Below are 20,640 nucleotides of genomic sequence, written 5' to 3' on the forward strand. Positions count from 1 at the left end.
AATCACCCAGCCGCTTTAACGATAAATGTCACCACGCCAAATATATCCAGCGAGTCCTCGCTGCCGATCATGATCGGCGCGTAGGCGCTGTTCTCTGGTTTCAGCATCACCACCGGATGTAATTGCAGGCGTTTAACGGTGAACTCGCCCTCAATAGCGGCAATAACGATGTCTCCGTGAGTGGGCTTTCTGGCACTGTCGACAATCAGCAGATCGCCCTCACCAATCCCTGCTCCTGTCATGGATTCACCAGATGATTTTACAAAATAGGTTGCGCTCGGATGGCGCACCAGCAGGTCATTGAGATCGATTCGTTTCTCAACGTAGTCCTGCGCCGGAGAAGGAAAGCCACAGGGTACAACGTCTCTGAATAGCGGTAAGCATTTGATTTCGCGGTGTTGCGCAGGCTGGAAAAACAACATAATAATCTGCCTCTTATTCACTGTATTTATATACAGTAGTTTTAATAAGCGCAGCAATCAAGTGACGTGAGTGGCGAACTGAGCGTTGTTTAGCCATCTCGTCGGTAAGCTTTTATGATGTCTGGGAAAATAATTTCCGGTTTTATTTCACAGAAGAAGATGTAAAGCATTCGCAAAGAGATTCTCTGCGAACAATAATCGGCAAAAAAATGCCCCGCATTTGCGGGGCGTGACCTCAGGAGCGTTTGCGCGGCATCATGCGCAACAGCGTATTGTCCTTCCAGAAATAGTGGTGCATCAGGGCCGCGGCGGCATGCAGAGCAATAACAAAATAGCCCAGATTTGCCAGCGTCACGTGCCAGGACTTCAGCATGTCCACTAAATCAAAGTTGGCCTCTGCCGCATGCGGCATAACGATGCCGAATGCAATCCACGGGTTACCCCGGTTGTACATCATCACCAGCCCAATAATCGGCAGAACGATAAACAACAGATAGATAACCAGATGCCCCAGATGCGCCATTCCGGTCATCATCGGCTTCGGTTTTGGCACAATCGGTGGAGCCGGGTATTTCAGTCTGACCAGCAGACGCGCCACCATCAGCGTTAAAATAGTGATACCGCAGGAGACGTGCACCATGTTGAACAAGGGGCGATAGCTGCGCGGGAAAAATCCGCGAAACTCCATGGCGCTGTACGCCACGATAACCAACAAAAAGACCAGCCAGTGAATACCAATTTGCAGGCCAGAATACTTATTCCCCATAACACTTCCTGAATAAAAACAATAATGCGTCAACATAACGGGCTTTTGTTAAAAATTCATTAACTTTTGTTCACCCATTTTCAGTCGCTTACGCTTAACCGCAAAAACAGCTATTGCCCTGAATGCCTGTCTGAACTAAGCCTGGTAGGGAAAATATGTCGTACCGCCCCATCCTGACAGGAGAAAACCATGAGTAAAATTGGCATTAACGGTTTTGGTCGTATCGGTCGTCTGGTATTGCGTCGGCTACTGGAAGTCAAAAGCAGCGTGGAGGTTGTCGCCATTAATGACCTCACCTCGCCCAAAATTCTCGCCTATCTGTTAAAACACGATTCAAACTACGGGCCGTTTCCCTGGAGCGTCGACTTTACCGAAGACGCGCTGATTGTCGACGGTAAAAAGATCGCCGTTTACGCGGAAAAAGAGGCCAAAAACATTCCGTGGAAAACCACGGGCGCTGAGATAATCATCGAATGCACCGGTTTTTATACCTCAACCGAGAAATCACAGGCGCATATTGATGCAGGGGCCAAAAAAGTCCTGATATCCGCCCCTGCCGGCGATATGAAGACGATCGTCTTTAACGTCAACGACGACACTATGGAGGCGAACGATCGGATTATTTCAGTGGCGTCGTGCACCACCAACTGCCTGGCGCCGATGGCGAAAGCGCTGCACGACAGCTTCGGTATTCAGCTTGGCACCATGACCACCATTCACGCCTACACGGGGACACAGTCGCTGGTTGATGGCCCACGCGGGAAAGATCTGCGCGCCTCACGCGCGGCGGCGGAGAATATCATTCCCCATACCACCGGAGCCGCCAAAGCCATTGGTCTGGTCATTCCGGCATTGAGCGGAAAATTAAAAGGCCACGCCCAGCGTGTGCCGGTGAAAACCGGATCCGTCACCGAGCTGGTATCCGTGTTGGGTAAAAAAGTCACCGCTGAAGAGGTTAACAACGCGCTGAAAAAAGCCACGCAAAATAATGAATCATTTGGCTATACCGACGAAGAAATTGTCTCGTCAGATGTCATTGGCTCGCATTTCGGTTCGGTATTTGATGCAACGCAAACCGAAATTACCGAAGTGGGCGATCTGCAACTGGTAAAAACCGTCGCCTGGTATGATAACGAATACGGTTTTGTCACCCAACTTATTCGTACGCTGGATAAGTTTATCAAGATCTAGCTGATTAATTACATCCGGTTACTCAATTCTGCGTTGAGTAACCGTTATGTAGTCATTAGCATCATGACGGTTCACCTTTTCTCTGTCATTATTGTGTTTCGCTACATAAGTAAAAAAATCCACACCATAAATGTATTCACATACAAAATGTTAAAATATGTAAATTTGATATTTAATTTTACTTAATTGCCAGTATCGCCCTCCTCAATATATTATGAATTCGGTTTATACATTGAGTTCATACATAAACTATTAAGATATCCAGAGATTATCTCAGCGATAACATTTGTTAAGGATTAACAATTGAAAAAGACACTTCTTTTTACTGCGCTATCACTGTGCACAGCATCTGCATTTGCCGTAGATCAGACCGTATTGCAAGTCCAGGGCGTGTTAACCAACGCTGCCTGCACGCCAGAAATTGGCGGTGGAACAACTATCGACTACGGCACAATTCACTTGAGTGCGCTTTCAGCAACTAGCAATAATCAGTTGGGCGCCAAAGAAACCAACCTGGTCATTAACTGCCCGGTACCAACGCAACTGGGTTTTCAGGTTGCCGACGACCGTACTGACAGCGTGGCGGGTATTATGATTGAAAACGCGGCAACGGATGGTGGGGTAATTGGTGCCTCAGATCTCGTGTTTGGCGTAGGTAAAACGACCAACGGCGTCAATATTGGCAACTATAGCATCCGTGCGGCATCGGAAACGGTCACTGCTGACGGAGCCTCCGCAACGCTGCTCGTTCGTTACGGCCATGGGGGCGTTAATACATGGAGAAGCATGATGGCGTCGTTGAGTTACAAAACAACGTTCGCGCATAACGCATATGAATACACCGTTGGCAAGTTTGGTACCATAGAACCACTGGCATTCACCACGGTGACTATACCCCTGGTTACCACGCTAGCGATTCAAAATACAACAACGCTGGCAATTACTGACGATACCAATATGGATGGTCAGGCGACGTTTACCATGTTTTATCTGTAATTACGTTATTTAACTAATTCATCTGAGCATAAATCTTAAATAACGTCTGTATTTTAATGTTAAGGATTAACAAATGAAAAAACTGCTTCTTGCGACAGCACTTTCCCTGTGCGTGACTTCCGCTTTTGCGGCAGACCCGACTGCCGTATTGAAGGTCAAGGGTTTACTGACCAACGCAGCCTGCATGCCCACGCTGAGCAATAGCGGTGTCGTTAACTATGGCACTATTCGCCTGGGATCTCTGTCTGCATCGGATGTCAATCAGTTGGGTCAGAAAGATATTGATCTGACCATTACTTGCGCCTCCGCCACCAAAGTGTCCTGGAATATGGTCGATGACCGCGCGGACACGCGTGCGGATATCACGGTGAATGACGCTACCTTTACCGGCGGCACCTATCTCGGCAGTGCGCAGAGCTACGGCGTAGGGTTAACCGGCGGCAACGTTAAAATTGGCGCTTACACCCTGTTTGTTAAAACCAGCGGCGTCGTTGCTGATACCAACACGGTTGATACGATTTATCAGCAAAATAAAACCGGTGACTGGACGAAAAGCGCTGATGGCGCGACCCAGGGTAGCAGCGTACGTGACATCACCGTGGCAACTGCGGGTACCACCGAGCCGCTGGCGTTCCTGAGCGCAACATTCCCGCTGGTCACATCTCTGGCGATTCAGGATACCGCGACCCTCGCAATTACTGACGATACCAACCTCAATGGTCAGGTAACCATCAGCCTGCGTTATCTGTAATTTAGCCTGGCGATCGCACCAAGAGTAAACGGATCCCGTTTACTCTTTTTTCAGGCATCACGCTAAACATGGAATGTTATTTTTATCAAGGAGATACGATTTATGTTATTCAAAAACACCACGCTCAATGCTGTTCTGGCGAGTGCTTTATTGATATCGCAGGCACCGGCCTTCGCGGCTGGCATGGTCCCCGAAACCAGCCTGCTGGTGATCGACGAAGCCACCCACAGCGGAACCATAAATATCAAGAACACGGACGACCATCCGTCACTGCTGTATACCAATGTCATTGATATAAAGGACGATCAGGGGTTAAAACTTATTGTGACGCAACCTGTTGTTCGTCTTGAACCACAACAAACACAGCAACTGCGTTTTATTTTGCAAAGCAATGAACCGCTGGATGTTGAACATTATAAGCGCGTCACATTTGAAGGAATACCGCCGAAAAGCGATGATAACCGGATTAAAATTGGCATCAATATTCGCCAGGATATTCCCGTACTGATTCGCCCGGCCAGGCTTGCGGTTGTTACCGATGCGTGGAAATATCTGGAATGGAGTCAGTCTGGTAAAACAGTCACTTTATCCAATCCCAGTAAATATGTAGTCAGACTGGCGCAAAATGCCGTTTTCTTACCATCAAAAACGACGATTGACATTGGCAAAACACATATTCTGCCGGGCGAGTCCATCACCCTGTCGCTGAATAAAGACACTGGTGGTGATAAACAAGTCAAATTCTTCCCTGCCAGTCGCTATGGAGTAGAAGTTCCAAGCTTTATTGCTGAATTAAACCACAAATAATAAGAGAGTACGACTTTGTATAATAAAAGCCGTCTGGCGCTTTCTATTCAGATAATTATGGCTGGCGCATTTCCTCTGCTGCTGTTTAGTTCAGCCGACCTCTGCGCTCGCGAGGTCACTTTTGACACGGACATAATTAAAAATCGTGGCCTGAGCCAGGATCTTAATCGTTACTTCGCCAAATCCCCACGTTTTTTACCGGGAACACATTCCGTTCAGGTAAAAATAAATAATAAAACGCGCGGCACCGCTGCCGTACGTTTTGGGGAAGACGGCACACTCTGTATTGATAAAGATTTTCTGGACTTTGCCGGGCTGATGCCTGTTCCACTCAAGGCAGATGAACAATGTCATGATATTCGTGATGATTATCCCCAGGCCATTGTTAATGCCCTGCCCGGTGAAAATACGGTAGCGCTTTATCTGCCAGAAACAGCGCTGGATAATTTTGCGGCTGACAGTAAAAACTTTCAGCATGGCGGCACGGCCGGTTTACTGAACTATTCATTATTCAGCACCCGAAATGAATTTCAGGGGGGCGACAGCCGCCAGTATTCCCAGGCAAGCCTGGAAGGCGGCTTTAACGTTGCCGGCTGGGCATTACGTAGTCGCTATATTCTTGCCGATGATGACGGCACAAAAAGCACTGACAGTATTTATACTTTTGCCGAGCATGTGTTTACCGAACAAAAACAGACCCTCCAGGTCGGTGAAATCAACGCCAACTCCGATGTGCTGAGCGGTGTCTCCGTTACCGGCGTGCAGTTAATGCCCACCAACGGTCTGCTGGGAAGCCGTTCTGGGGTGAATGTCTCCGGCATTGCCAGAAGCGCCCAGGCGCGCGTTGAAGTCCGTCAGAGCGGTCAGCTGATTTACAATACGCTGGTAAACGCAGGCCCCTTCACTCTTGAAGATGTTCCCATCGCGCGTAACAACGTCGCGCTGGACGTGACCGTGTTCGAAACCGATGGCTCCAGCAGCCGTTTTATTGTTCCGGCGTCTGCCGTAAGAACGCAGCAGCTGTCGCGACCACAGGGGCTGACGGTATCTGCCGGTCGCGTCCGGGATCTTGACGGTGATTATGATAACCCGTGGGTTGTCAGCCTGTCCGACGGGTGGCGAATAATGCAAAACGCCAACTTACTCGCCTCCGGTATGCTGGCTGAAGATTACCAGGCCGCGGGTGTCCGCTCAGAATATATGCTCAATGAGAGCTTCAGCGTCTCCGCCAGCGCCGCCGCGAGCCAGGAGCAATTTGGTGAGGACAGCCACGGGTTTAAAAGCGAGCTGCAAAGCGACCTCAGGCTGACGGAAGGCGTTGGCTTATCGGTGAGTGCCGCCCATTACAACAACGGGTATCGGGAGTTGTCCGATGCGCTGAATGAAGATTATCAGCCATATGATAATATGTACTCGGGAACACTAAGCTGGGGCTCTTCCCTGGCTGGCGCTTTTAGCGCAGGTTTTAACTATAACCAGAGGGCTGGCGACGCTGAAGACAGCCGCTATTTGCTGCTCTCCTGGGGGAAAACCTTTAAATACGCTTCCGTCACCGTCAACTGGCAGAGCGCTGTCGGGAATGTCGATGACGATCAGGACAACGAATTGCTGTACGTTAACCTCAGCATTCCACTCGGTAGCGGACAAAGCATCAGCACTTACATGCGTAAAGAAGATGACCGCACAACCTACGGCGTACAAAACGCCGGTCAGTTAACGGAAAATACGAATTACTCGATCTCCGCTGATCGGGACGATGAGGACCGGACTAACAGCTTCAATGGCAATCTGAACACTAACCTGCATTATACCCAACTGGGACTTGGTGTGGGTAACAGCAGCGACCATCAGCGCAACTACAACGCTACATTATCAGGCGGCATCGTCGCGCATAAAAATGGGGTGACGTTCTCTCCCTATTCTATCCGGGATACCTTTGCCATTGCCCGGCTAAATGAGCATACAAGCGGCGTTGAAATTGAAACACCGCAAGGCACGATTTGGACTGATTTCTGGGGACAAGCCGTGGTGCCCGGCCTGACCGAATGGCGTAATTCGCGCCTGGAGATTAATGCCAACAAGCTGCCGCAAAGTATGACGCTGGCAAATGGAACCAAATACATTGCTGCTGCACATGCTTCGGTAAGTGAGGTCAGTTTCAAAGTGCTGAACAGCCGTCGCGTGATGCTGCGCGTTAAAAACCCGGACGGTACACCGCTGGCTAAGGGCCTCTCTATTGTTGATGGAAAAGAAAATTACATCGTAACCAGCGTGGATGATGGACATGTATTTCTGACGGATGCAGATCAGCTTGACGCACTGTATGCCATGGATAACAACGATCGCAAACTATGCAAGATTGATTTCACTCTGAATCCAACACGAGATGAACAGGCATTTTATGAAGAAGCCAACGGAGTGTGCCAGTGATGATTCAAACCGCCTTTAGCGCGTCAGTACGATTAACCGCTTTAACTTTGATAACATTGTTGGCGTCATCACTTGCCTATGCCGGTGAGGATGAATGTCAGATTACACTTTCAAGTAGTGAAGTTAACTACGCCCGGATCCAGCGTGAGAGCATCGTAAGTTCACAGCAAAACTGGCATAAGCTGGAAGAGCGTGAAGTAAACGTGAATATCTACTGCCCAGAGAAACAGCGCGTGGCCGTACTGTTAAACGGCTCTGCAGGTGAGAAAGGTCGTTTCAAATTTGGCGATCAGGGAGGCGTAGGCGTAAAAGTCGGTAATATGATCGTGGATGGCAAAAGCTACACGGTTGGCAAAACAACCGATCAGGTGAATTTCTCACCTGCAAGCGGTACGACAAATCCTCTTTATATTCACAATAACGAGGCCGTCATCGCCGTTGAAAATAACGAGGTGCCTCTGGGCCAGCAGGTCAGTTTTACGGTAACCTTATTTCCTGTACTGAAGGACAGCGCCTTTAGCAACATACCCGATCAAACGACGCTGGAATCGGACATAACCTGGCGTTTACTCACAAAATCATAAAGCAAATGCGTAAAGCAGTCGTGACCGCCTGTCGTATCACTGCTTTACGCCCTGCCATCTTTTATGATGTTCCTTTGCGGTTGTAAGGAACACATAGCATGAATCTGCCCCATTCAGAATTGACTCAAATGATGGCGCACGCCGTTAGCCTTTCTTCCACGTTTACCCTCTGGCCACAGGGTGAAGCCCCCGGAGCAAAAAACAGCGATGCGGTATTTACGCCTGAACCCCGACATACCGGAACGTCTGATTACGATCGCGCGGTCACCGGCATTCGCGCCCCGGAAATTACCGTTTACGCCCCTGCCAAACCTAACGGCACAGGGATCCTTGTTACTCCTGGCGGCTCTTATCGTCGCGTGGTGATGGATAAAGAAGGCAGCGCACTGGCACCGTTCTTTAACGCCCGCGGTTATACCCTGTTTGTGATGACCTACCGCATGCCGGGCGATGGGCACGAAGAAGGCGCCAATGCACCGCTGGCCGATGCCCAACGCGCCATGCGCTACATTCGCGCCAACGCCCATGAATGGAAAATTAACCCTGACCGTATCGGGGTGTTGGGCTTCTCCTCCGGTGGTCACGTAGCCGCCAGTCTGGGAACCCGGTTTGCCGAATCGGTTTATACGCCAATTGATGACGTAGACGAGCAACCTGCGCGTCCTGCCTTCATGGCGCTGGTGTACCCGGTTGTCACCCTGCGCGAAGACATCGGTCACCCAGGCTCTCGCCTTGAGCTGGTTGGCGCTACGCCCGAAAAGGAAGACCTGCAGCGCTATTCTCTTGAAGAACGAGCGGATAACACAACGCCGCCGACGTTCCTGCTACACGCCATTGACGATCCAGCGGTGAAGGTGGAAAACAGCCTGGTCTTCTTTAATGCGCTACGTGAGCTGGGGGTTTCGGTCGAAATGCATCTGTTTGAACGCGGTAAGCACGGATTTGGTATTCGCGATGCACAGGGGTTACCGCTGGCCATCTGGCCGGAAATGATGATGAACTGGATCGCCACCAAAGTGTGAGAATTGCGCCGGGTGGCGTACAGGCTCACCCGGCAAGAAACTTAGGACTGCAAATACACCACCTGCGTTTGCAGGTATTCGTTCAGACCGTGTTTACCGTCGGCCCCGCCAATCCCGGACTTGCGCCAGCCAGCGTGAAAGCCCTGCATCGCCTCGAAGTTTTCACGGTTAATATAGGTTTCGCCAAACTTCAGCCCTTTAATGGCTTTCATCGCCGTATTCAGATTCTGCGTATAGATCGATGAGGTCAGACCGTAGTCGCTGTCATTAGCCATCGTCAGCGCCTGATCCAGCGTATCAAACGCCACCACCGGCAGCACCGGACCAAACGTCTCCTCGTGCATAATCGCCATCTCCTGGCGCACGTCTAACAGCAACGTCGGCGGGTAGTAATAACCTTTGCCGGCAACGGCCTTACCGCCCAACACCACACGGGCGCCTTCCTGCACCGCCCGTGCGACTTTCTGCTCGACACGCTCCAGCGCAGCGGCATTGATCAGCGGTCCCATCGCGATGTCGTTGCGTTCCGCCGGATTGCCGAACTGTACGGCTTTCATCGCCTCGCCCAGACGATTGACGAACTGATCATAAATACCTTTCTGAACGTACACGCGCTCGGCACAGTTGCACACCTGCCCGGTGTTAATCACACGGGAGTCGACAATGGCCTTCACCGCCAGCTCGAGATCCGCATCATCCATCACAATCGCCGGAGCTTTACCGCCAAGTTCCAGACACACTTTAGTGATATTTTTCGCCGCTGCGGCCATAATTTTCTCCCCCGCGCCGACGCTACCGGTCATGCTCACCATGGCGACCTTCGGGTTTCCGGCCAGCTCCTGACCGACCGTTTCACCGCGTCCCAGCACCAGATTAAAGACGCCGCGCGGTAAGCCAATGTCATCAACAATTTTGGCAAAAGCGATGGCGTTATTCGGGGTGAATTCACTCGGTTTAATGACAATGGTATTCCCCGTCAGTAATGCGGGAGCCAGTTTGCGGGCAATCAGGAAAAATGGGAAGTTCCACGGCAGAATGCCCGTAGTCACGCCCAAAGCACGTTTAAACAGCAAGATATTCTCGCCCGGACGATCGCTTTGCAGGATCTCGCCTTCATAGCGACGCGCCCACTCCGCCATGTAATCGATATAGTCAGCGGTAAACGAGACTTCGACGTCTGCCAGTTGCTGTATTTTTCCGCCCTCCGCCACAATCAGCGCGCTGATTTCACTGGCTCGCTGGCGAATACCCGCAGAAATTTTGCGTAACCAGTTCGCCCGTTCAATGGCGGGCAGCGCTTCCCATTGCGGCTGGGCGCGTTCCGCCGCATCGATAGCTTTACGCGCATCTTCGGCGCGGCCATCGGGAATACGCGAGATCACCTCTTCCGTGGCCGGATTGACGACATCAATCCAGGCGTCATCGTGCCAGGTCACAAACTGCCCATCGATATACATAGGATGTTGTACGGGTACTGACATGCGGCTCTCCTGTGATTGAATTGTTTTTAACAAGTAAAACTATTGTTAATTAATATCAATCATGCCTGTCACATTATGGGCTGGAGTGGCTGTTCTGTGAGCGGCTTCATAAAAGCGTCTGGCAAAGTAAGAATAAAGAGAAAAACCAGGTGGGATTTCTGCCCGTTTGCAGCAAAACGCTTACAAACGGGCAGCAGGAATTACAGAGAACGGCTTTCCAGTAAGTCAGTCAGCGCGGTATCATTTTGCAACTGCTGCCAGGCTTGCTCAACGTTCTGAGGAATATCAACATGGGCAATAAAATCGCGGCCGCAAGGCCCGTAGCCGGTGGCATCATCACGCAAGCGCGGAAGCTCACCGGTAATGAGAGAAAGATAGCGATCTACCGACCACAAACCTTCTGCTGCTGGCACAAAATCCACGCCGTCTTGCCGTTGGGCCAACTCGGGGATGAATCCAGGGAAACTCAGCCAGCGCGGCGCATGCGGCTCATCGCGGGTCACGCGCTGAAACGTTGCCATCGTGCGACGTTGCATAGTGGGATCCTGCACCACAATGACGGTATGAATACTTTCTGTCGCCTGATTCAGTAATGCACAGCTAAATCGGGCATTCTCGCCGCAGTTTGTTGACTGGTCTTCCACCCAAATCTTCTCTCCCGGGATTTGCCAGAACTGATGAGCGATATCAGCAAGGATCGCCGCTTCCGCACGTCCGGTGGTACGAATGATGTTGTAACGAGGATGCTCTGCAATCGCGTCATACAGAAATCGTGTGGAGTGGCCGATACCACCGCTAATCAACAAGGGAACCTGTTGCTCTTTGGCGATCCGGCAGGCGGCGTCGATAGTCGGAATAACCGCATTCCCTGCCAGAATCACGCAATCTGACTGAACGGTGATATTCCCCGTAAAATCATTCTGCGCCAACCATCGCCCTACGGTATTTATAGCCGCGAGGGTGGTTGCGGCAAGTATCGGAAACTGACTCATACTTATAACTCCTGGCGTTTATTCTTTACCGGGTACAGAGGCCGGATGGCGGCTACGCCTTATCCGGCCTACAGTCCAGCACCGTATTACCCTGTAATCTGCTCCATCGCCTGCAAAATACGTTTATCGGAGATGGGATACGGCGTACCAAGCTGCTGGGCAAAATAGCTGACGCGTAGCTCTTCTATCATCCAGCGGATCTCTTTGACATCGTCATCTTCACGCCGCGCGGGAGGCAGTTTATTGAGCCACTGCTTCCAGGCCTGCTGCACGCTATCTACTTTCAGCATTTGCGCACGGTCACGATGTGGGTCGATAGCCAGTTTCTCCAGGCGTTTTTCGATAGCCTGCAAATAGCGCAACGTATCGCCGAGACGTTTGAAACCATTGCCGGTAACAAATCCACGGTACACCAGCCCGCCCATCTGCGCTTTGATATCCGCAAGCCCCAGCGCCATGGTCATATCCACGCGCCCTTTCAGACGTTTGTTGATATTAAATACCGCGGTCAGGATCTGCTCGACCTGCTTAGCAATATCCACCACCGTATCGTTCAGTTCAGCCCTCACTTTCTCATGCAGCGCGGTGAAGCCTTCTTCGGTCCACACCGGACCGCCGTTGGCGTCAATTAACTGATCCACACCGCAGGAGATACAGTCGTCAATCAAATCCAGCACTTTACCGTACGGGTTAAAGTACAATCCCAGCTTGGCTTTGTTGGGCAGTTTTTCATGCAAATATTTGATCGGTGATGGAATATTCAGCAACAACAGGCGGCGTAAACCACACCACATCGCCTGCTGTTGCTCCAGTGGGTTATCAAACAGTTTGATGGCGACGCTGTCACGCTCATCCACCAGCGCTGGCCACGCTTTGACCTTATAGTTACCGCGTTTTTGTTCGTAACTTTCCGGAAGCTGACCGAAGCTCCAAATGTGCAACCCGCTTTGTTCGATACCGTCATCCGCCACCGCAGACAATGTTTCCTGAACTTTACCCTTCAGCGCATCCTTCAAATCTTGCAGCGAACGCCCTTCCTGCAGCTTCTTATTTTTATCATCCACGACCCGGAAGGTGATTTTCAGGTGATCGGGCACCTGATCCCAGTGCCAGTCTTCACGGTCAACGGTAACGCCGGTCATGCGGCGCAGTTCACGCTCCAGCGCGTCCAGCAGCGGCAGTTCCAGCGGCGTGACGCGACCTAAAAACGCTTCGGCATAGTTCGGCGCAGGCACAAAGTTGCGTCGTACCGGTTTCGGCAGCGACTTAATCAGGGCGATCACCAGTTCGCGGCGTAGCCCCGGAATTTGCCATTCAAAACCGCTTTCGTCGATCTGATTGAGCAGCGGCAGCGGAATATGCACAGTCACACCGTCCGCATCAGCTCCCGGTTCGAACTGATAGCTCAGGCGAAGTTTGAGGTTACCCTGATGCCAGAAGTTCGGGTAATCCAGCTTACTGATTTTTTCCGCGCCCTCTTTGATAAGCATGCTCTTTTCAAAGTTGAGCAGATCCGGCGTTTCACGGCTGACCTTTTTCCACCAGCTGTCAAAGTGACGAGCGGAGACCACATCATGACTGATGCGCTGGTCGTAAAACTCAAATAGCGTCTCATCATCGACCAGAATGTCGCGACGGCGCGATTTGTGCTCTAACTCTTCCACCTCCGCCCGTAGCTTCAGGTTATCGCGGAAAAACGCATGGCGCGTTTGCCAGTCACCTTCCACCAGCGCATGGCGGATGAACAACTCACGCGACAGTGCGGGATCGATCTGGCTGTAGTTCACCTTACGGGCCGCCACAATCGGTAAACCATAGACGGTGACCTTTTCTGTTGCCATCACCGCGCCCTGCGCACGTTCCCAGTGAGGTTCACTGTATGAACGTTTGATCAGATGCTGGGCAACCGGTTCAACCCACTCAGGATCGATGCGTGCGGCAATACGTCCCCACAGGCGACTGGTTTCCACCAGCTCCGCTACCATCGTCCACTTCGGCGGTTTTTTAAATAGACCGGAGCCCGGAAAGATCGAGAAGCGGGCGTTACGCGCACCGGTAAACTCCTGTTTATCGGTATCTTTCATCCCGATATGCGACAGTAAACCGGTCAGCAGCGCGACGTGGATTTCCCGGTATTCAGCTGGTTCGCTGTTAACCGGGATCCCTAACTCTTTCACTACCTGACGCAGCTGGGTGTAAATATCCTGCCATTCACGCACGCGCAGGTAGTTCAGAAAATCAAGTTTGCACTGGCGACGGAACTGGTTTGACGACAGCGCTTTTTGCTGCTCGCCGAGATAGTTCCACAGGTTCACAAATGCGAGGAAATCAGACTCTTTGTCATGGAAACGGCGATGCTTCTCGTCGGAAGCCTGCTGCTTGTCCATCGGACGCTCGCGCGGATCCTGAATAGACAGCGCCGATGTAATGATCATCGCCTCACGCACACAGCCATGTTTTTGCGCTTCCAGCACCATGCGCGCCAGACGCGGATCCACCGGCAGTTGCGACAGCTGACGGCCCAACGGCGTTAACTTATAAGCGGTTGCCTGTTCGTCGGTGGTTATCGCCCCCAGCTCTTCGAGCAGGCGTACGCCGTCCTGAATATTGCGTTTATCCGGTGCCTCAACAAACGGAAACGCCGCGATATCGCCCAACCCCAACGCCGTCATCTGCAAAATAACGGACGCCAGGTTAGTACGTAGGATCTCCGGATCGGTAAACTCAGGGCGAGACAGGAAATCATCTTCGGAATACAGACGAATACAGATCCCTTCCGAAACACGACCGCAGCGGCCTTTACGCTGGTTAGCGGAAGCCTGTGACACCGGTTCTATCGGTAAGCGCTGGACTTTGGTGCGGTAACTGTAACGACTAATACGCGCAGTGCCCGGGTCAATCACATACTTGATGCCCGGTACGGTCAGCGACGTTTCCGCCACGTTGGTCGCCAGCACGATACGGCGACCGCTGTGCGACTGGAACACGCGGTTCTGCTCGCTATTGGAGAGACGCGCATACAGCGGCAGCACTTCGGTGTGGCGTAAATCCAGCTTATTCAGGGCATCGGCGGTGTCGCGGATTTCGCGCTCGCCGCTCATAAAGATCAGAATGTCGCCCTGACTTTCACGGCCTAATTCCTCTACAGCATCAAAAATAGCCTGCAGTTGGTCACGTTCGGTATCATCTGCATCTTCAACAATCGGACGATAGCGAACTTCCACCGGATACGTTCGACCGGAGACTTCGATAATCGGCGCATTATTGAAATGCTTTGAAAAACGCTCCGGGTCGATAGTCGCCGAAGTGATGATAATTTTTAGATCCGGACGGCGCGGCAGAAGCTCTTTCAGATAGCCGAGCAGAAAGTCGATATTCAGGCTGCGTTCATGCGCTTCATCGATGATGATAGTGTCGTACTGCATCAACAGCCGATCCTGCTGGATTTCCGCCAGCAAGATACCGTCCGTCATCAGCTTCACCATCGTGTTGTCGCTGACATGATCGCTAAAACGGACCTTATAGCCGATACAGCCACCCGGCTCGGTTTGCAGTTCTTCCGCAATACGGTTCGCTACCGTACGCGCCGCCAGACGACGCGGTTGGGTATGGCCGATCAGCCCTTTTATCCCGCGTCCGAGCTCCATACAGATTTTGGGTAACTGGGTGGTTTTACCTGACCCGGTCTCACCGGCAACAATCACCACCTGATGGTCGCGAATTGCCTCCAGAATATCCTGTTTTTTCTGGCTGACTGGCAGGTTTTCCGGATAGCTGATGACCGGACGCGCCGCTTCACGCAGCACAACTTTACCGGCTGCGTGATCAATCTCTTTTGCCATCTCCTGGTAAATGGCCTGTTGTGCATCAGGATTTTTAACCTTCTTAACACCGTGCAGGCGACGGGCAAAACGCTGTCTGTCACGCAGCATCAGTGAATCCAGCTGTTGCTGCAACATGTTGAAGGTTAATTTTTGTTGTTCTGTCATAGCGTTAAAAGGCAGTGCTCTGCCGGGTTAAATCTCTTTTAGATGATAGGTATAGAGTACCACATCGGCGCTTTTCATGTGTTGTTCAATAATTTCGAACATAGGATTCGATATATTGCGCTATCACTGCGACAGGATTGTGAATAAAGTGTCAACAAGCAACGGGGCATAACCCCTTCAAACACATAAAAGGAAACACCCATGAGCAAGGTATTAGTTCTGAAATCCAGTATTCTGGCAGGGTACTCTCAGTCTGGTCAGTTGTCTGATTATTTTGTTGAACAGTGGCGTGAAAAGCACTCCGCTGATGAAATCACCGTCCGCGACCTGGCTGCAAATCCTGTTCCGGTACTGGATGGCGAACTGGTGGGTGCCCTGCGCCCGAGCGATGCGCCGCTGACTCCGCGTCAACAAGAAGCGCTTGCGTTGTCCGACGAACTGATTGCTGAGCTGAAAGCGCATGATGTAATTGTTATCGCCGCGCCAATGTATAACTTCAACATCCCAACGCAGCTGAAAAACTATTTCGACCTGATTGCCCGTGCTGGCGTAACCTTCCGTTATACCGAGAAAGGTCCGGAAGGTCTGGTAACAGGTAAACGCGCAGTAGTACTGACCAGCCGTGGTGGTATCCATAAAGATACCCCGACCGACCTGATCACGCCGTATCTGAACGTATTCCTGGGCTTTATCGGCATCACCGACGTGAACGTCGTCTTTGCGGAAGGCATTGCGTACGGTCCGGAAGTGGCGACCAAAGCGCAGTCCGATGCGAAAGCCGCTATCGACAGCGTCGTCGCTGCCTGATAATTCACCCTCTCACCATCCGGTGGGAGGGTTTCTCGAGTATTTACTTCTTTACCTGCACCCGAACCTGTTTGCCGTGAATGCGATTAATATCACGCCAGATGGTTGCATAATCCCTGCATTTCGCCAGATTCTCTTCCCAGCAATGCAGCAAAAATTGTTCTGGCTCGGCGACATCCCGGCTTAATAGCTTAAATACCCAACGATTCCAGACATACCACTTGAGAAGCCACATGATCTCACTCCGCATCGCGACTGATATAGAACTATATCAGCCTGAATTTGATGCCGTGTGGCAACTATTGCGATGTTGATGAATAATCCAGATGAATACTACATCAACAGCACCAGCCAGAAAGCCCACAGAACCGCAATCATGCAGAGCGTATGACGAAACTGTTTCAATGCGCCGGACTGCCGTTCAGCCAGCGTTAACGTTTTCAACCGTTCACGTCGCCAGATAAAACACAGCGCACTTCCGGCCTGCTCGTTGTTTTGCGGATTAATCAGCGAAAAATAGCGTTCGTCGAGCCACAGTCGCCAACAGCCAAACCAGACCGCTGCGCACAGCAATGCCATGACGGCGCGCGGTACCCCTGACGAAGCAACAAACAGCACCCATGCCATCGGCGGGAGGGAAAAAAGCAGCATAAAGCGCCAGCTTGCCAGCGTATGCCGCAGCAGAGCATGCTGAAGCACTTCACCATTCGTTACATTGTCACTTTCTGTTGCCATTGTCGCAGCATCTCCAGATGTTTATCTGTCAGTACCACCTGTGGCCGACTCGCCCGAATCTGCGCCACGGCGTGCTCTACCGTCGCCGCATGGCCATAACGCAACAGCCACGCTGCAACCACCATTGCGCTGCGCGACAGCCCTAAGGCACAGTGCACCAGCACCGTTCCCTGTTCCTCACGCAGAGTCTCCAGAGTGCTAACCGCCTGCTGCAGTTCGGCTTCATGCGGGATCACTAAATCCAGCATCGGTACGCAATGATAAGTACGCGAGGACGTCGCCCGCCCACGTGAAAACTCAAAGGTTAAGTCAAGCACCGCCTTTTGCGCAGGTACCGAGCGCGGAAAACTGCCGAGATATACGCCAGCCACAACCTGACTTACTGCCGGTATACGGCGGGTAAACCAGCGCATCGACAGCCACATTCCCGCACGCCACGGCAATGATAGCCAGTAAACCGCGGGAGACAGTCGCCCCTGCGAATCTTTCGCCGTCACCGCCGCGCCAAATCCCGCGTAACCGCAGCCGACCATCAACAAGGCCATCGCTGGCCACAGCAGCCATGGCGTCAGCAACGCTGCAGCAAAAAAACATAATGCCGAGCCCAGCAGGTAACGGCGCATCAGCCTCTGACGGGCTGCATCCGGTCTGCACCAGCGCCAGCGGCATTGTTCCGGTACCATCCAGTCAATCAACATTCCTGCCGCCAGCCCGGTAATAATATCGATAAAGTGATGCTGCCAGGTGGTCAGCACCGATACCGCGATCAGTAAAGACCAGCCATCGCACAGTCTGCGCCAGCCGCCGGACAGATGGCGACTGAAATGCCGCCACAGCAGCCAACAAAGAATGATATGCAGCGACGGCGACTGGTTATAGGGCAGATCGAACTGTTCGAGCTGGGCAAACAGCCAACCCGCCGCGCCCGTCACTTCGGGGCGGGTAAAGGTAAACTGTAACGGGAACAGTAAAAAACCGGCGCAAGCAATCAACGATGCCAGTACCAGCCTGAGCACCAACCGACGCTGCTCGAAACGTGTAGTGCAAACAAACAGAGATAACCCGTAAAAAAGATCCAGACTCCAGTACGGGATGATGGTCCACGGAATAAAAGGAATGGCAGATTCCCAGGCAAAAACGATGCTGCCAACGTTCTGATAATGAGCATCCTGCCAGGCGGTAAACTGATTCACCTTGCCGTAGGTAAGGAAAAAAAATGGCGCCAGCAGCAGTAACCAGCCTACCGCCTGCACCATAACTTTACGCTGTTCAGGATGCACGGCGTACCGCCATAGAAACGGTGAAAATACCCCACTCATCAATCAGTTGGGTACACTTCTCAAAGCCTGCCTCGCGGACCAGCGCGTCCATTTCACCCTGTGTACGCACGCGCATAACCCATGCTTTGCCGTCTTTATGACTGGTCAGCGACCAGGCTATCGTTTTAAGTTGCGGATGCCACGGCTGCCCGGTGTAAATCAATACGCCCCCCGGCGCTATCGCCTCTGCCAGCCCGGCCAGAGAATTTTTGACCAGCGCATTTTCAGGAAAAAGCTCGTACAAACCAGAGACAATCCCCAGACCAGGACGAGGCTCCAGCGCCGCCAGCTGTTCGCGGTTGAAGGCATCGCCTTGCTCAAAACGCGCAATGTCAGCCATGCCTCTGCTGGCGATCATTTCCCGACCTTTATTCACATTCAATTCACTGTAATCACGCAATAAAATTGAACGTACCGCCTTTTCGCCTTCCAGCGCATCAAGCACATAGCGTCCATGTCCGGCAGCAATATCCACCACATGTACCGGCGTGCCCTGCTCATTCAACTGTGCAACAGCCTTACTAATCAGCATCTGCAAATGAATCTTACGCTGGCGGATCCCCTGCCAGCCGACATTGTTCAGGTAGTTCTTGTCGATTAAACGCCCCAGTGCACCGTTGCCCTGCGGCTGGTTGCGATAGACATAATCCAGTGTGCTACCGGAATCAAAACCGGTTTCAAATCCAAGACGCACGCCTGTTGATTGTGTGCCCAGAAGCTTCATTCCGTAGCGCAGGCCACGGTACGCAATATCGTCGAGAGAATACGGCGCGGGTCCCCCGTTGAGCATCCGCCAGGTATCGGCGCCAGGGCTCCAGCGATCTTCGTTGCTGTAATCAAAACGCTGTGGAGGCATAGCGTAGAGCGTAGAAATGAAATCACGCATTTTATCGAACGCCAGGTGCCGGTCTTTTTCGCCCAGCGTGTCGTGGTAAAAACCCGGCAGCACGTGCAGCTCTTTGAGGGGATTTCGCAGACGCTGATAAAAATCAATTTGCGGCTGGCGATGCACAACGAAATCATCGCCGGAGACCAGCAACTGCACAGGCATCGTAATGGCGGCGGCATCGCTGACAATGCGTTCTGCCGTTTTGTAGAGATCCAGCAAGATATTAACCGCAATAGCCCGGGTTATCTGGGTATCGAGGTTAAAGCTCGCCACACGATCGACGTCATGCGTCAGGTATTTACCCTTAACATAAGAGTTAACGAAAAACAGGCCGCGCAGTCGGTGCATTAACGCCAACCCCTGACGAGCAAACGGCACATACAATTTCACTTTAAAGGCCGGTGATGCCAGTACTAATCCGCGAATAGCGGGAGCATAGTCATGTACCCAGGTCGCGGCCAGTACCGCGCCAACGCTTTGCGCCACCACCACCACATCTTCCATGGCGGCATGACTGTCTGCAGCGGCGAAACGCACAAATTCTTCGACATCCTGTACCGAGCGCGCCAGAGAAGGACTATAGCCGCGCTGGCCCGGAGAGTGGCCATGACCACGCGCATCCCAGGCATAAAATGCGGTATCCGGCATCGCCAGCTCGTCCACAATATGCTGTAACCGCCCGGAATGTTCGTGTCCGCGATGGAACATGACGATCACTTTAGGCGCTGCGCCAGGGGCAATTGCCGGCCAGTAGCGATAAAACAGTTCGGTATTGTCACTGGTCACAAAATGACGTTCGTCAGGTACGCGTGTATCACTCATGCGAATGTAATCCTTTAGTTTGTTGCTCCAACAGCAACAGTTGCTGTCTGAGTCCGTCCATGAAGAGGGGTTTATCCCCGTGAAAATACAACGCACTGCCTATATTGACATCAATAAACAGCGGCAGCGGGATACGATTCCCTTTCGCCATGACAGATTCGGTACCACGCAGCCAGACGGGAATAATCGGTACCTCCGGTACGCACTGGCTCAGATGCCACAATCCGGATTTCAGCGGCGACAGTTTCCCCGGCTCGCCCCGCGTGCCTTCCGGAAAGAGGATCAGGATCTTGCCGTCGCGTAATGCCTGTTCGCACTGCGCCAGCGGATTGGCTTCTCCGCCCTTTCGCGAAATGGGAATAATGTTAAGAATATTTAGCGCAAACCAGGCCATGGCTTTATTACGCAGGAAATAGTCAGCGGCAGCCACCGGATGAACCGACGCCTGACGGCGCAGCGGAAAGAGCGAAAGCAGCGCAAAAACATCCATATGGCTATTGTGATTGGCGACAATAATTGCCGGGCCGCGGGTAGGCAAACGCTCCCGGTGCCTGATACGCAGCCCCAGCCACAGCCAAATCACCGGCCAGACGATGCACAGCGTAAACAGGGTTCGCAGAATTGAGTTCAGCATAAG

Annotated in this window: 18 protein-coding genes; 8 read left to right on the plus strand and 10 right to left on the minus strand. The window is 52.1% G+C overall.

What is annotated here, in order from left to right; genetic code table 11:
• Positions 1 to 2: 2 nt before the first annotated feature.
• Complete coding sequence (locus tag OGV94_RS11455; protein ID WP_043016231.1) at positions 3 to 422, minus strand: translesion error-prone DNA polymerase V autoproteolytic subunit; 420 nt, start codon at positions 420 to 422, stop codon at positions 3 to 5.
• A 235-nt stretch (positions 423 to 657) separates the two neighbouring features.
• On the minus strand, positions 658 to 1,188 hold the full coding sequence (gene cybB, locus OGV94_RS11460) for a cytochrome b561 (protein WP_003020322.1): 531 nt from the start codon (positions 1,186 to 1,188) through the stop codon (positions 658 to 660).
• A gap of 189 nt (positions 1,189 to 1,377) precedes the next feature.
• Here cybB and gap point away from each other — a divergent pair, with 189 nt between their 5' ends.
• The 7 genes from gap to OGV94_RS11495 all read left to right on the plus strand — a co-directional run bounded on the left by gap (position 1,378) and on the right by OGV94_RS11495 (position 8,969).
• On the plus strand, positions 1,378 to 2,379 hold the full coding sequence (gap, locus tag OGV94_RS11465; protein ID WP_043016230.1) for a type I glyceraldehyde-3-phosphate dehydrogenase: 1,002 nt from the start codon (positions 1,378 to 1,380) through the stop codon (positions 2,377 to 2,379).
• Positions 2,380 to 2,682: 303 nt separating this feature from the next.
• Positions 2,683 to 3,375 carry a DUF1120 domain-containing protein gene (locus OGV94_RS11470; RefSeq protein WP_043016229.1) on the plus strand — a complete coding sequence of 231 codons (693 nt, stop codon included), beginning with the start codon at positions 2,683 to 2,685 and terminating at the stop codon, positions 3,373 to 3,375.
• A 73-nt stretch (positions 3,376 to 3,448) separates the two neighbouring features.
• Positions 3,449 to 4,126: a DUF1120 domain-containing protein gene (locus OGV94_RS11475; protein ID WP_043016228.1), complete on the plus strand. Its 678-nt coding sequence runs from the start codon at positions 3,449 to 3,451 to the stop codon at positions 4,124 to 4,126.
• A gap of 102 nt (positions 4,127 to 4,228) precedes the next feature.
• Positions 4,229 to 4,933: a fimbria/pilus chaperone family protein gene (locus OGV94_RS11480; protein WP_075146212.1), complete on the plus strand. Its 705-nt coding sequence runs from the start codon at positions 4,229 to 4,231 to the stop codon at positions 4,931 to 4,933.
• A gap of 57 nt (positions 4,934 to 4,990) precedes the next feature.
• The gene (locus OGV94_RS11485; RefSeq protein ID WP_250134128.1) at positions 4,991 to 7,363 is read left to right on the plus strand and encodes a fimbrial biogenesis usher protein; all 2,373 of its coding nucleotides are present in this window, start codon (positions 4,991 to 4,993) and stop codon (positions 7,361 to 7,363) included.
• Positions 7,363 to 7,947, plus strand: a complete 585-nt coding sequence (locus tag OGV94_RS11490) for a DUF1120 domain-containing protein (RefSeq protein ID WP_193145534.1) — start codon at positions 7,363 to 7,365, stop codon at positions 7,945 to 7,947. The genes OGV94_RS11485 and OGV94_RS11490 overlap by 1 nt, the downstream gene beginning before the upstream one ends.
• Positions 7,948 to 8,045: 98 nt before the next feature.
• Positions 8,046 to 8,969 carry an alpha/beta hydrolase gene (locus OGV94_RS11495; protein ID WP_080625228.1) on the plus strand — a complete coding sequence of 308 codons (924 nt, stop codon included), beginning with the start codon at positions 8,046 to 8,048 and terminating at the stop codon, positions 8,967 to 8,969.
• A gap of 41 nt (positions 8,970 to 9,010) precedes the next feature.
• Here OGV94_RS11495 and aldA read toward each other — a convergent pair whose 3' ends face one another.
• The 3 genes from aldA to hrpA all read right to left on the minus strand — a co-directional run bounded on the left by aldA (position 9,011) and on the right by hrpA (position 15,431).
• A complete protein-coding gene (gene aldA / locus OGV94_RS11500) occupies positions 9,011 to 10,450 on the minus strand; it encodes an aldehyde dehydrogenase (RefSeq protein ID WP_043016223.1) in 1,440 nt (479 codons plus the stop codon).
• A gap of 200 nt (positions 10,451 to 10,650) precedes the next feature.
• A complete protein-coding gene (locus OGV94_RS11505) occupies positions 10,651 to 11,448 on the minus strand; it encodes a YdcF family protein (protein ID WP_170928007.1) in 798 nt (265 codons plus the stop codon).
• A gap of 80 nt (positions 11,449 to 11,528) precedes the next feature.
• A complete protein-coding gene (gene hrpA / locus OGV94_RS11510) occupies positions 11,529 to 15,431 on the minus strand; it encodes an ATP-dependent RNA helicase HrpA (RefSeq protein WP_080625229.1) in 3,903 nt (1,300 codons plus the stop codon).
• 201 nt (positions 15,432 to 15,632) lie between these two features.
• On the opposite strand from hrpA, the gene azoR reads away from it, so the two are divergent.
• Positions 15,633 to 16,238 carry an FMN-dependent NADH-azoreductase gene (gene azoR, locus OGV94_RS11515; RefSeq protein WP_043016220.1) on the plus strand — a complete coding sequence of 202 codons (606 nt, stop codon included), beginning with the start codon at positions 15,633 to 15,635 and terminating at the stop codon, positions 16,236 to 16,238.
• Between the two features lie 43 nt (positions 16,239 to 16,281).
• Here azoR and OGV94_RS11520 read toward each other — a convergent pair whose 3' ends face one another.
• The 5 genes from OGV94_RS11520 to OGV94_RS11540 form a co-directional block, all read right to left on the minus strand.
• Positions 16,282 to 16,473: a hypothetical protein gene (locus OGV94_RS11520; protein WP_043016219.1), complete on the minus strand. Its 192-nt coding sequence runs from the start codon at positions 16,471 to 16,473 to the stop codon at positions 16,282 to 16,284.
• A gap of 98 nt (positions 16,474 to 16,571) precedes the next feature.
• Positions 16,572 to 16,973, minus strand: a complete 402-nt coding sequence (locus OGV94_RS11525; protein WP_286523370.1) for a hypothetical protein — start codon at positions 16,971 to 16,973, stop codon at positions 16,572 to 16,574.
• On the minus strand, positions 16,949 to 18,253 hold the full coding sequence (locus OGV94_RS11530) for a phosphatase PAP2/dual specificity phosphatase family protein (protein ID WP_286523372.1): 1,305 nt from the start codon (positions 18,251 to 18,253) through the stop codon (positions 16,949 to 16,951). The genes OGV94_RS11525 and OGV94_RS11530 overlap by 25 nt, the downstream gene beginning before the upstream one ends.
• Positions 18,243 to 20,003: a bifunctional alpha/beta hydrolase/class I SAM-dependent methyltransferase gene (locus OGV94_RS11535; protein WP_087053378.1), complete on the minus strand. Its 1,761-nt coding sequence runs from the start codon at positions 20,001 to 20,003 to the stop codon at positions 18,243 to 18,245. Before OGV94_RS11535 ends, OGV94_RS11530 begins: the two co-directional genes overlap by 11 nt.
• On the minus strand, positions 19,996 to 20,637 hold the full coding sequence (locus OGV94_RS11540) for a lysophospholipid acyltransferase family protein (RefSeq protein WP_047411037.1): 642 nt from the start codon (positions 20,635 to 20,637) through the stop codon (positions 19,996 to 19,998). The genes OGV94_RS11535 and OGV94_RS11540 overlap by 8 nt, the downstream gene beginning before the upstream one ends.
• Positions 20,638 to 20,640: the final 3 nt, after the last annotated feature.

It is taken from the genome of Citrobacter sp. Ce006 (assembly GCF_030336535.1).
GTDB lineage: Bacteria > Pseudomonadota > Gammaproteobacteria > Enterobacterales > Enterobacteriaceae > Citrobacter > Citrobacter europaeus.